The sequence below is a fragment of the Orbaceae bacterium lpD02 genome (assembly GCA_036251875.1).
Lineage (GTDB): Bacteria > Pseudomonadota > Gammaproteobacteria > Enterobacterales > Orbaceae > Orbus > Orbus sturtevantii.
In genome coordinates this window covers 1,324,424-1,336,650 of sequence record CP133960.1, presented here as the reverse complement: position 1 = coordinate 1,336,650, position 12,227 = coordinate 1,324,424, and the positions used below count along the sequence as shown (strand labels likewise).

Below are 12,227 nucleotides of genomic sequence, written 5' to 3'. Positions count from 1 at the left end.
TCAATGCAAAATCGTTTGGAGCTGTCTGGTTGCGTTTTAAAGGCGCCCATACGAAAAGTAAGTCCCAATGGGATAGCGCATTGCCAGTTTTTTTTGCAACATGCTTCAGAACAAATTGAAGCAGGGTTAAAAAGGCAATCGTGGTGTGTGATTCCTGTTATTATGAGTGGGACAAACGACTTGATTCACAGTATTAAAAAGGGCAGTAAAATTTTAGTCGCTGGTTTTATTAGTACACACACAAAGGTTAATAAGATCCAGCAAATAGTTTTACATGCTAGCGAAATTAAATTAATAGATTAAATAGGAGAACTGCCAAATGGCTCGTTATTTCCGTCGTCGCAAATTCTGCCGTTTTACTGCAGAAGGCGTTAAAGAGATTGATTATAAAGATGTCTCTTTACTGAAAAGTTATATCACTGAAAGTGGTAAGATTGTACCAAGTCGTATTACAGGTACATGTGCAAAATATCAACGTCAATTAGCTCGTGCAATTAAACGTGCTCGTTATTTGGCTTTATTACCTTACACTGATAATCATCAGTAATTAGCAATAGAGGAAAACATAATGCAAATTATTCTACTCGACAAAGTTGCTAATTTAGGCAGCTTAGGTGATCAAGTTAATGTTAAAGCAGGATATGCTCGTAACTTCTTGGTTCCACAGGGTAAAGCAGTTCCAGCTACCAAGAAAAATATTGAGTTTTTTGAAGCTCAACGTGCTGAGTTTGAAGCGAAACTTGCTGATGTATTAAAAGCCGCAGAACAAAGAGCTGCTGACATTAATGCGTTAGTAAAAGTAACTATTGCATCAAAAGCGGGCGAGGAAGGTCGTTTATTTGGTTCAATTGGTACCCGCGATATCGCGGATGCGGTTAAAGCACGTGGCGTTAATGTGTCTAAGAGTGAAGTTCGTTTACCTAATGGTGTTCTTCGCACCACTGGTGAGCATGAAGTTTCATTCCAAGTGCACGGTGAAGTTTTTGCCAGAATTATTCTTGATATTGTGCCAGAAGCATAATTGATAATTGTTCTGTATAAAACCCACTCTGTTGTAGTGGGTTTTTTTTTAGGTGGCCTTAATTTTGTTGTCTATTATTGACCGCTTTTTAAAATTTGTTGTGCTATATTTTTATTGAAAAAAAAGAGTTAATGTAAGGGCTACCAATATTGCAAGACAAGTTACGTTACATTACATTACATAACGAAAGCGTGAGAGATCTAATTACATAAGGAAAAATCATGATATTTGATACAGTTGAAAAAAAAGCCAGTTATGGTATAGGGTTACAAATTGGCCAACAATTAAGAGAATCAGGTCTAAAAGACTTAGATCTTAATGCGCTTAAGCAAGGATTAGAAGATGTTATTTCTGACAAGGCTCCCGCTATTTCTTTAGATGTATTACATGATTCGCTGCGGCAGATTCATGAAAGAGCGCAGCAAGAAAAAGAGCAAGAAGCACTTAAAGTCGCACAGGTTGGCATTGATTTTTTAAAACAAAACTTGCATAAAGATGGCATAAAATCGACTGAGTCAGGTTTGCAATATTCAGTATTAAAGCAAGGCGAAGGTGCTATTCCAACTGAAACCGACCGCGTTAGAGTTCACTATACCGGACGCTTAATTGACGGTACTGTTTTTGATAGCTCAGAAGAGAGAGGCCAGCCAGCAGAGTTTCCTGTGAATGGTGTAATTAAAGGTTGGGTTGAGGCGTTACAGCTAATGCCAGTTGGTTCAAAATGGCAACTTTATATCCCGCAGGAGCTTGCTTATGGTTCTCAGGGGGCAGGCGCAGCAATTGCACCGTATAGCACCCTTATTTTCGATGTTGAGTTATTAGCAATAGTATAATAAGCAAAGGGCCATAATGTGCCCTTTTAATACCACCTCGATTTTTCATGATACTGATACCAAGCAACAATAACAATAAAATGAAGTAGCAACCGATATGAACAGCTCTAAAAAGCTATAGTTTAGCTATAAAATTAAGCAAACCACATTATTAAATTACTGAATTAAGTTATCGGTATAGCATAAATTCGTTGAGACTATTTTTAAATTGATATAGACTTTATTCGCTGATTCTTAATGTAATACTCTAAGCGTAGATTAATACCATAACATAATAAAGAAGAACATATTAATGATGAAAAATATAATAACGTTATACATAATAAATGAATTCAAATTCATAAAAAAATTACGCTATTTTTTTATAGCTTATCTCGTTTTTACGACTAATGTATTCTGTGCTTTATCGGCGACAACAATTAACTATATCTTAGGACATCCTCCAGAAATAGGTAATACTGCCGTAATGAAATTTGAAAATAGTATCAATTTTAGAGTGACTAACTCATTAGGTTTTACTCATGATTATCAACCTAACAGCGAAGGTCAAGTTTATCTCTCTTTAGATGAACGATTTATTGATATTAGCCCTGTTATCAAAGATGTTATTCTAACTGATAGCGATATATCGGATATCAATGGCGATAAAATTTCAACTTCCATTCCTTATACCATATCTTCTTTAAGCTATACTTGGAAAGATAAAAACGACAATGTCATTAGCAATAATTCAACTAAAAATTTAGGCAGTGATATTTGCGTTAGTAGTACGAGCTACCAAGGGCCATATACATTTTCACTTCTATTTGATGTTGCCGTAAATACTGAGTATGGTGTACCGAATGCATCAACGATGACCGTTCAAAAAGATTTTATAATTAATGCCGATGATGGTATCTGCTATATGCAACCAGGCACTTTAGTTGTTAATACTCGAAATGGTTGGCCTGATGGTGACAATGCTTGGCCAGCAGGAAGAGAATCAGTAGCTCGACAGCCATCATATGATCCTGATGTGTTTGTATTGAGAAAAGGATTTAAAGCTTGGGTGGAACAAAAATTCCCGACGACAGCCTTCCCTGAAGCTAGATTTAAAATTGTTCCTCACCAAAATATTAATAATTATACAATTAGTGTGAAAGACAACCCTAATAATGCTTTAATTGATCAGCAAACTTATGCAAAAGGTCAGTTTAAATTTGGTAATATTAAACCGGCTCAAGGTGAGCTATATACGATTGAAGTAAAAAACAACATATCGAATATTTCATATTATTATAGTTTTGCTTTAAAACCATCTAGGAGCTGGTTTACTGTTGGTCAAGTTACAGGCAATGGAACGAGTGCAACAGCAACAGCACGTAAAAGCTATATACAAGCAGTTGAAAAATGCGGCGTGAATAATCTTCCCACTCGAGCTGAATTGACTGACTCCATCTATTCAACCGGCACATTGGCTCCTACAGGTGCATACGCTAAAAATAATGGTTTTATACGAGGTATTGGGCCATTAACGAGTGAATGGGGTGCTATTTATTATTATGCGCCGAAAACCTTTAATGATAAACGCGATATGATGAAGACTGTTAATGAAAATTTGAAACAACATTTTTCTTATTGGTACTATTGGACTAAAGATGCTTATTCCGCGACACAAAACTTTTTAGTCGGCGATGTTGAAGGTAATGTTGTTAATTACGCTACCTCAAATGGCGATGGACGTATTCTTTGTGTCGAATAAGAAATGATATCAACAGTACTGTTTAGGTGCTGAAAATAATAATCAAAAAACAGACAAGCATTAATATTAAATTGGGCTTGTCTGTTTTTTTGTTATGATGCTATTTTATTCATAATTATTAACAATGAATCAATTAAAATCAGTTTTTCTTCTTTTAGCTAATTTCCGCTATAATAGGTGCAATATGTTGCAAATAATTAACTAAATAGAGAACATCATATGCAAAAGAAACAAATTCGCATCGCGATAGCTGGTTCAGGCGGAAGAATGGGCCGCCAGTTAATTGAAGCGATAACTAAATCTCCGTATGCTACATTAACCGCCGCTTTTGAACATGAAGGCTCTTCATTATTAGGTGTTGATGTAGGTGAGCTAGCGGGTATTGGTAAACTAGGCATTTATACTTCAGATAATCTCTTACCTGCAAAAGATCAATTTGATGTTTTGATTGATTTTACTCGTCCAGAAGGAACATTAAACCATTTAGCATTTTGTACTGCCAATAAAAAAATGATGATTATTGGCACCACAGGTTTTAATGAACAAGGTAAGCAAGCTATTTATGATGCCGCGCAACAGATTGGTATTGTCTTTGCCGCTAATTTTAGTGTTGGTGTTAATCTTCTACTTAAATTACTTGAAAAAGCAGCTAAAGTCATGGGTGATTATACCGATATCGAAATTGTTGAAGCTCACCATCGTCATAAAATTGATGCTCCATCGGGAACTGCTTTAGCAATGGGAGAGGCGATTGCTGAGGCGCTTGATATTGATTTAGCTAAGCATGCTATATATTGCCGGGAAGGCCATACTGGTGAAAGGCCCAAAGGATCAATCGGTTTTGCAACTATTCGCGCTGGCGATATTATTGGCGAACACACCGCTATTTTTGCTGACATTGGTGAACGAATCGAAATTACCCACAAAGCATCAAGCCGTATGACATTTGCCAATGGTGCGGTTCGTGCCGCCATATGGCTTGCTAACCAGCCGACTGGTTTATACGATATGCGCGATGTGCTAGGACTAAACTCTTTATAATAATTTATTATGATCACCCCTTTTTCTGATGAATATTGGATGCGGCATGCATTAAATCTAGCACACACTGCACAGCAACAGGGTGAAATACCAGTTGGCGCTGTGATCGTCGAGAATAACAAGGTTATTGGTGAAGGTTGGAATCAATCTATTCATAGTCAAGATCCTACTGCCCACGCTGAAATTGTGGCAATTCGGCAAGCCGCTAAAAAATTGAATAATTATCGATTAGTCGATACGACGCTTTATGTCACTTTAGAACCCTGTATTATGTGCGCTGGAGCCATTATCCATAGCCGTATTAAGCGTGTTGTTTTTGGTGCTTTTGATCGGAAAACAGGGGCGGCAGGCTCTTTTATTAACGTATTGTCTTGTCCTGGTATCAATCACTTATCAGTCGTTGAGTCTGGAATTTGCGCGGATGATGCCGCGCAGTTATTAAGTGAGTTTTTTAAACACCGAAGGGCTGAAATAAAGTTAAATAAAAAATTGAACACTATTAAATAGCGTTATTGTGACGTAACTTGATTGGCTTTTTCATTGATATACTTTTGTCGGTACTCTTTTTCAATCAGATAACCGACTAAGCTCATATAATATTTCTGGATACTATCGACAAAGTGCACTGCTTGATAACCTCTAGCAAAGCCGTATCTAAGATCTGAATAGTATTCCTCTTCGCTTAAAAGCGGTAATATTTGCCGTACATCTTGCCAACTCTCTGGGTTTTTATTTAACTGGCTTGCAAGTGTTCTTGCATCCCATAAATGACCCATCCCCATATTATAAGCCGCTAAGGCAAACCATACACGTTCTTCCTTAGGAATACTTTTAGGCATTCGATTGATTATACTTTTTAAATAAGTGCTACCACCATTAATACTTTGTTGAGCATCTAAACGGTTAGTCACACCAAGTGATTCAGCCGTTGATTTAGTTAGCATCATAATACCTCGTACGCCCGTTGACGAGATTGCTTTTGGATTCCAATGTGACTCTTGGTAAGCCATTGATGCCAGTAATTTCCAATCAAGATCATTAACTTGAGCATATTGTTCAAAAAACGCTTGGTACTTAGGCAGTGACTTCTCAATTGCACGAAGAAAAGCTCTTGTATCAACAAAATCGAACTTATTCATGTAGTTAAAATAATGGTATTCCAATTTTTTAATCGTACCATCACTGAGTGATTTATTGATAAACTGATTAACTTGATTTAACAATGAATTATCTTGCGACTTTGGCAGATACCATGTCTTGGGCTGGTTATTCACAACATCAAAAGCGACAGTTAGTGCCGGATAAATTCTTTGCATAATCGCGGTAGTTCGGTTGCTAGCAATCGTATAATCAATATCTTGATCTTCGACTAATTTTAATAACTCTTCTTGATTAAGCACTTCAGATTCATTCCAACTCAATTGTGGAAAATCAGGTTGAATATTTGCTAAAACATAACTTTGTAGTGAGTTTTTCGCGATAGTCAAATTACCTTTAATATCATCAAATGAGTAAGGTTTTATCGAGCCTTTTCGATAAACTAGCTGTAATGTCGTTTGATGGAAAGGAGCGCTTGTATTAAAGTTATCAACATCAAGGGCATAACCTTTTAATTCAGCAGCGATTAAATCAATTTTACCTTGCTTACTTTTTTCAATTAACTCGGTCAAATTACTCGCGAAGGTTATTTTTAACTTTAGCTCAAGTGAATCGGCAAATCTTTTTAATAATTCATACTCAAACCCGCCCGCTTGATTTGGATTGCGATAATCGATATAAAGAGTGGTGAGCGAGCGTAGCATACCAACACGTAATTCCTTACGTTCAATAATTTGATTTAATGTTGTGTTATAGTCTTTATTGAAGCTTGCACCGATACTTTCTTTATAGCAAAGCGCACTCGTAATAGCTAGAATGATAAAGATTATGATAGCTAAGCTACCCCGCTTTAAAGCGATTTTTTTTAGCAAATCGATGTTACCTGAGAATGAAAAGTACGGGATTATATCATATTCAATTATATCGTCAAAAAAATTAATTTATTAATAATCAATTAAATAAATAAATTACGTACCATTAACATTTGCTTTACTTAGCAAGGCTATAGCTCAATATCTAACATATTTTTTGCCAGATATAAACAAAATAATAACTGGATATGTTCGCTAACATAACATACTGAAAATTTATTCCATATTAGTATATCAAATTTGATTGGCTAAACCTTAAAAGGTAATATCTAAAATCACGGTATCAGTATAAACGCCAGCTGGCGGTGTTGCTTGTCCTTGTAATATTGCCGCTTGATAAATAAATCCTTGCATAGAGGTGCTTACTCCACTTCCTTGACCGGGATTAATATCAGCACCTGTTGACAATCGGCGTTCCCCACTACTTTTTCCCCAACGTAATTTATTGGTACTGCCCTGATAAATTTCATAATTAAGGTAGTTGCTGTTGAACATTAATCGCCGCTGAGTGTTGCTATTATTTGCGCCATTACTTAAACCCACCGAATAATTCGCGCCTTTGGTACAATAGATCGTAATTGTTTGGGTGACAGGGTTAAATGATGAGCTTAACGGTGCAGAGCCAAAATTAATATCTGGGGCATTAACCATGCAGTCGTTTTGAACTACCAATGAAACATTACCAAGCCATGTTGATTTTCCTCTACTGCGGCCAAGACAAATACCCAAAGCATTAATTCCTGCACACACATCCCAGTCCCAATTAACCGTGATCGAATCGGTGTATGTGCCAGCGGCTAGGTTATAAGTTGCTGGGTCTATCTTTAAATAGATCGGGATATTGATTGAATTACTATTACCTAAGCCAAGCAGACCTAATATGACGGGGTTGTTGTAATTAAAGACAGAGTTAGGAGCAATTTTATTTTCATAATTAGATGTGCGATACATTGCATAAGGAATCGAACTTCCATTGCTGTTTTTTAACGTGGCATTATTTGTTGTTGATATTACGGCATTAATCTTATCTGTGTTAGCCAGTATACTAAGCAGACCTCCACCGCAAGTGAGTCCGATATCAGTTGCTGATGCAGTTTGTCTTTTATTTACCATATTTAATGATGGTATATTACCAAAGGAAATTTGCCCGACGGATTGGGTCACCTGGCAGCCTGGAGCTGCAGCGCTATATCGTGAATAGCATAGTAATGAGGTAAATAATATTAGCAAAATCAGTATATTGCGTTTTAACTGGCATCGTTTACTAGGCCATTTTGGTGAATAAGCATTTTTCATTCGTTTTTCTCCTGATGACATATTAATGTGTGGAGAGCGTCATTTTTATGATTTAATTCTAAATCTGATGAGAACATACATTGGTATACGTTTTGTTCTGGCGTATAAATAAGTAGCTGATTATCTGCTTCAATATTATCAAAATAGACAAAACCATCCCAACCAATATAAGTTGTTTTTTTTCCATTAAGGACGACCCTTGATCCTAATGGGAGTGTTTTGTTTTGTTCATCAACTAACGTTAAGTAAATAGGGGTAATAGGGTTTACTGCAAATTTTAGCACATAGCCATTTTGAGATTTCACTGCTACATGTTGTGCAAATTGATCAACTTGTAAGTTTTCATTAAGAGACAAAGGATCAATTGAGTATGTAGCGGCATAGTAAGCCGGAATTTTAGTGAGTAATAAGTGACCATCATCATCGGTTTTACCAGCAAATATATTTTCATAGTAAATATCTACATTGGCAATATGGTTGGTTGATACTGCGACAAATGCGTCTTGCACTGAATTAGCAGCATAAAGTTGATTATCCATAAAAATAATAGCGCCAACCGCATTCGCCCACAAAGTCTTATCATCATCGGTACCATAAGCTCCGCTATATAGCTCGACGTTTTGATTTCGCCATGAAATGTCACCTTGGTAGTAGTTATCTTGATGTGAATTATTTTGATAACTTAAATTGCCACCAAAACCACCATTATAAGGTTGGTTATGGTTATAATTAACACGCTGTGAATATTGATTTTGGCTATCTTTATTTGCGGTGATAGATAAGGTATCTCTACCTTGATTAAGCGGGATCATTAATTGTAAAAAACTGGTCCAATTATGATTTTGATTTGACTTGCTGATAGAAAAAAACAAATTACCAAACTGATTAAACGAACGGTTCCAGCTTAGATTAACTAATTCATTCGCTGATTGATTTTGTGATTTGATTTTAAAATAACCCGCAACCAAGTTACCAGCTTGACCTAATGGTAAGCCAAAGGTTATTTGTCGGTTTGTATTTTCGATCTGATAACCATATTCAAGGTTAGGTAGACCCAAAAACTGATTATCGGTCGTACTATATTGCAAGGCGACATTAAATGCACGGTGATTATATTGATAGCCTAATGTGATTTTTTTCCCTGCTTTGCTACCATAATAACTTTGTCCGTAAGAGCCATTTATTACACCATAAACACCTAACCGCAGTGTGCTTCCAACGCCAAATTGTTGTAAGTATTTTGCTGCTTCAATATGCGATTCTGCAGTTAAGTAATCGGTTAATCCATACCGATAATTACCATTGATTGCCAACTGATTATAGCGAAAGCTATCGATTGCATACTTTTGCCGAATAAACCCCGAACTAAAACTATAATCAGCTAATCCTTGTTTCAATAAGCGACTGGTTACATAAAGTGGTATTGTCGTTGATACTTGTCGACCAAGTGCGTCAGTTGTGATAATTGTTGCCTCTCCCGCGCCATTAATAAAAGGAACATTGGTTAAAGTAAACGGTCCTGAATTGAGTGATGAGCTTTCAACCTTGTAACCATTAACCAATAAATCAACCGTTGAAGGGAGATTATTTTCTCCTGATAATTGCGGTAACGGATAAGTGATAATATCTGGGCGAATAGAAAAGTTTTTCGCGATTTGTAATCCACCTAAACGAACAGGATCGCTCCAAGACAATGTTTTTGTTATAAAGTCACCGACATCTATCGTACTCATTGATTGTTGGTTAGAGCTTTGCCAACTCGTATCATAACGAATATAGCGTTTTGCCCTTTTACTAAATGGCTGCTGGTATGACCCCGTGGACTGTAATGCACCATCTTGGCTAAAAAAACGCACATCAGTCCAGATGGCGGCATAACTATCCCCATTTTGAGGGTTACTAACATAAGCGTCATAATTAAATAGTAATCCATTACTATTTTCGGCAGGGTAATAAGTTTGCTGCGAGTTTAATGAGACGGTTTGGTTTGGTAACCAAGCAGGTGGAACAGTGATTAAGAGCTGTTGTTTTTCTTGTTGATAGGTGGCGGTAAGGTTTTTGATCTGATTTAGGTTAATTTTACCGTCTTTTTTAGATATTAGTTGCTGCCAATGTGAAGGGGCAATTCCAGTGATAGTCAGGTCTTGGGGGGAAATAAAAAAATTAGGCTGTTCATAGTCTATAGCCGCAATATGGTTAGTTGAAAAACCATTGATGACTAATTCCAAATATAATTCTAGTTTGCTATTCGGTAAAGTATCAATAGAACTAGCAAAAGTGGATGATATCAATGTGTACCACAAAAGAGTAATAATCACCGAGCATAAAGAAACACGTTTTAGTTTATATTTCATTGGCTCACCGCTTTTAGTGATTTTAATTAGAATATTATCTATTAAAATTCATTATTAATTATGGTCGTACTTTTTGTACCATTGATTACGGCTGTAATTTTTTGTGGTTTTTTAATCTGTTTATTATTAATAGCAATACGTATGACGGAGTGAGGTAATACATAGCTAGATAGCTGATTACTCATTTTTTGTTGCAGGTCAATACTTGATAAATGAACGTGAGTGATGCCTTGATTATTGAGTTCTAACCACTTTTTATTACCATTTTCAATCCAACGCCAACTTAAAAATTTTTGCATGTTATCTATAACCGAATCGTGTTGTAAATTTTCTCCATACACAAATATCGGTAAAGAGTAACGCATTTGAAAGCTAACGCCTTGTTGGTTTTTATCCTTGGTTGGAATTTCATCTACTATCAGACGATAAGTTAATTCCTCATTGACTAATGGCTTTTGTTTATTAATTATTCTTACAATTTGTTGGCTATTGGCTTCAATGGTCATTATTGGCGGGCTTGCAACTATATTTTGTTGCTGTACTAGCTGTTCTTCACCATTGACTTGTTTCCATTGATAAACCCGTGCCTGCAGAACGATCGGTTGGTGATCTCTATTTTCTAGATGCAAAATAGTTGTTTTAGCACTATTTTCGATAACCAAATTAGTTGGCCAGATCACGATTGAAGCATTTGCAAGTAAGGAAAAAAAAACAGTGAAGAAAACAAACAGTAAATTAAGTGGGGTAGTCCATAATTTTAGGTTATATATGGTAAGTGAAACATTACTCGACATAAGCATTAACTCCATTATTTTATTGCCAAATCACCAAGAAATATTAATTGTTAATGTGTCATTGTAATTACCAGGGGGAAGATTCTTGGTCAATTTGACTAGACCATAGATTGGCAAGGCAACATTATTGCTGGTATTAGAAAGTAATAATGAGATTGGTTGTCCAGCGTTAAAGGGTTTAGTTAAACCATTGTCTGAATATAGCTGATAAGAAAGCAGATTACCTTGTGAGTTTACCATATTATAGCCACTATTATTATTTTTCCCTTGGTCAACGCTAATGGTCAGTGTGGTATTTGGGGTGCAGTCTAATTTAATCGATGAATTAAACGTTAATGAGGTTGTGACTGTTTTATCTGATAAAGTGGGCCAGGTACCAAAATCCAGATAGCCTAAATGTGATGGCGTGGAGCCAGAAATTTGACAACCTTTTAAAATCGTAGCTTGAACTAATATTGGGCAACCACTTGCTGAACTACTTAATTGGCAATTATTAGCACCAAGTACTGGCATTGCAAGAATAAGCAATGCCAGTAATGGAAGGTAATTTTTTGCACAAAATATGATACTGTTTTGCGTCATTACTAATGCAATAATTTACAATCAAAAATCAATTTTTAATGTAATGGTATCGGTATATGAACCAAGCGCTAAACCGCTTTTTCCAACCGCTTTGCCATAAATGGCAACGGTTTCCGCTGAACCGGTATTCTGGCTTTGAAAAAATGCGGTATTAGGCTGAATAACGGTATTATGTCCTGGATCACTATAAAGTGAATAATTGATATAGCTACTGCCATTTTTCATTGCATGGTTATAAGAATCTGATGCATTTGTGTCGTTAGCGCCACTAACTAGTGTTATAGTCGGTGTTGACCCAGCACCTGCGTTACACGTGATCGTCATCTGGGTACCACCGCTGCCTTGTACTGTCGACGTCGCTTGGCTAAATAAGCTATTTTGCGTACCAAAATCTAAATTACCAAATGAACTGTTGTTGGTAACTTGCGATCCGTTAATTAAACATGAACCAATTAATGTCATTGATACGCCAACAGTCCCTGTTATGCTAGTTGCTGCAAATGACTGATGAGAGTTAATTATAAATAAACTAAGTACGGACAAAGGGAACAACAATTTTTTAGACAATTTCATAATATACTCCATCAAAAAATAA

13 protein-coding genes are annotated in these 12,227 nt (G+C 36.2%); 7 read left to right on the top strand and 6 right to left on the bottom strand.

Features of this window, described 5'->3' with window-relative positions; genetic code table 11:
• Positions 1–3 precede the first annotated feature (3 nt).
• From priB to tadA, 7 genes are all read left to right on the top strand, one after another.
• Positions 4–303 (top strand): primosomal replication protein N, encoded by a 300-nt coding sequence (gene priB / locus RHO12_05900; protein WVD67309.1) that lies wholly within the window; start codon positions 4–6, stop codon positions 301–303.
• A gap of 16 nt (positions 304–319) precedes the next feature.
• A complete protein-coding gene (gene rpsR, locus RHO12_05895) occupies positions 320–547 on the top strand; it encodes a 30S ribosomal protein S18 (GenBank protein WVD67308.1) in 228 nt (75 codons plus the stop codon).
• A 21-nt stretch (positions 548–568) separates the two neighbouring features.
• Positions 569–1,021: a 50S ribosomal protein L9 gene (gene rplI, locus RHO12_05890; GenBank protein ID WVD67307.1), complete on the top strand. Its 453-nt coding sequence runs from the start codon at positions 569–571 to the stop codon at positions 1,019–1,021.
• Between the two features lie 221 nt (positions 1,022–1,242).
• On the top strand, positions 1,243–1,854 hold the full coding sequence (locus tag RHO12_05885; protein WVD67306.1) for an FKBP-type peptidyl-prolyl cis-trans isomerase: 612 nt from the start codon (positions 1,243–1,245) through the stop codon (positions 1,852–1,854).
• A gap of 292 nt (positions 1,855–2,146) precedes the next feature.
• Positions 2,147–3,595 (top strand): hypothetical protein, encoded by a 1,449-nt coding sequence (locus RHO12_05880; GenBank protein ID WVD67305.1) that lies wholly within the window; start codon positions 2,147–2,149, stop codon positions 3,593–3,595.
• Positions 3,596–3,814: 219 nt separating this feature from the next.
• Complete coding sequence (gene dapB, locus RHO12_05875) at positions 3,815–4,636, top strand: 4-hydroxy-tetrahydrodipicolinate reductase (protein WVD67304.1); 822 nt, start codon at positions 3,815–3,817, stop codon at positions 4,634–4,636.
• A 9-nt stretch (positions 4,637–4,645) separates the two neighbouring features.
• A complete protein-coding gene (gene tadA / locus RHO12_05870; protein ID WVD67303.1) occupies positions 4,646–5,143 on the top strand; it encodes a tRNA adenosine(34) deaminase TadA in 498 nt (165 codons plus the stop codon).
• 2 nt (positions 5,144–5,145) lie between these two features.
• On the opposite strand, the gene mltF is transcribed toward tadA, so the two are convergent.
• From mltF to RHO12_05840, 6 genes are all read right to left on the bottom strand, one after another.
• Entirely contained in the window at positions 5,146–6,606 is a 1,461-nt protein-coding gene (gene mltF, locus RHO12_05865) for a membrane-bound lytic murein transglycosylase MltF (GenBank protein ID WVD67302.1), read from the bottom strand.
• A 255-nt stretch (positions 6,607–6,861) separates the two neighbouring features.
• The gene (locus RHO12_05860; protein WVD67301.1) at positions 6,862–7,902 is read right to left on the bottom strand and encodes a spore coat protein U domain-containing protein; all 1,041 of its coding nucleotides are present in this window, start codon (positions 7,900–7,902) and stop codon (positions 6,862–6,864) included.
• Complete coding sequence (locus RHO12_05855; protein WVD67300.1) at positions 7,899–10,256, bottom strand: fimbria/pilus outer membrane usher protein; 2,358 nt, start codon at positions 10,254–10,256, stop codon at positions 7,899–7,901. The genes RHO12_05860 and RHO12_05855 overlap by 4 nt, the downstream gene beginning before the upstream one ends.
• A 41-nt stretch (positions 10,257–10,297) precedes the next feature.
• On the bottom strand, positions 10,298–11,050 hold the full coding sequence (locus tag RHO12_05850; protein ID WVD67299.1) for a molecular chaperone: 753 nt from the start codon (positions 11,048–11,050) through the stop codon (positions 10,298–10,300).
• Positions 11,051–11,080: 30 nt separating this feature from the next.
• Entirely contained in the window at positions 11,081–11,632 is a 552-nt protein-coding gene (locus tag RHO12_05845) for a spore coat U domain-containing protein (protein ID WVD67298.1), read from the bottom strand.
• 21 nt (positions 11,633–11,653) lie between these two features.
• Positions 11,654–12,205 carry a spore coat U domain-containing protein gene (locus tag RHO12_05840; protein ID WVD67297.1) on the bottom strand — a complete coding sequence of 184 codons (552 nt, stop codon included), beginning with the start codon at positions 12,203–12,205 and terminating at the stop codon, positions 11,654–11,656.
• Positions 12,206–12,227: the final 22 nt, after the last annotated feature.

What these genes read in the sequence shown, in the direction of transcription:
- RHO12_05860 (WVD67301.1), bottom strand. Translation starts at nt 7,902, where the DNA reads ATGAAAAATGCTTATTCACCAAAATGGCCTAGTAAACGATGCCAGTTA.
- RHO12_05885 (WVD67306.1), top strand. Translation starts at nt 1,243, where the DNA reads ATGATATTTGATACAGTTGAAAAAAAAGCCAGTTATGGTATAGGGTTA.
- dapB (WVD67304.1), top strand. Translation starts at nt 3,815, where the DNA reads ATGCAAAAGAAACAAATTCGCATCGCGATAGCTGGTTCAGGCGGAAGA.
- tadA (WVD67303.1), top strand. Translation starts at nt 4,646, where the DNA reads ATGATCACCCCTTTTTCTGATGAATATTGGATGCGGCATGCATTAAAT.
- rplI (WVD67307.1), top strand. Translation starts at nt 569, where the DNA reads ATGCAAATTATTCTACTCGACAAAGTTGCTAATTTAGGCAGCTTAGGT.
- RHO12_05850 (WVD67299.1), bottom strand. Translation starts at nt 11,050, where the DNA reads ATGTCGAGTAATGTTTCACTTACCATATATAACCTAAAATTATGGACT.
- RHO12_05855 (WVD67300.1), bottom strand. Translation starts at nt 10,256, where the DNA reads ATGAAATATAAACTAAAACGTGTTTCTTTATGCTCGGTGATTATTACT.
- rpsR (WVD67308.1), top strand. Translation starts at nt 320, where the DNA reads ATGGCTCGTTATTTCCGTCGTCGCAAATTCTGCCGTTTTACTGCAGAA.
- RHO12_05840 (WVD67297.1), bottom strand. Translation starts at nt 12,205, where the DNA reads ATGAAATTGTCTAAAAAATTGTTGTTCCCTTTGTCCGTACTTAGTTTA.
- priB (WVD67309.1), top strand. Translation starts at nt 4, where the DNA reads ATGCAAAATCGTTTGGAGCTGTCTGGTTGCGTTTTAAAGGCGCCCATA.
- RHO12_05880 (WVD67305.1), top strand. Translation starts at nt 2,147, where the DNA reads ATGATGAAAAATATAATAACGTTATACATAATAAATGAATTCAAATTC.
- RHO12_05845 (WVD67298.1), bottom strand. Translation starts at nt 11,632, where the DNA reads ATGACGCAAAACAGTATCATATTTTGTGCAAAAAATTACCTTCCATTA.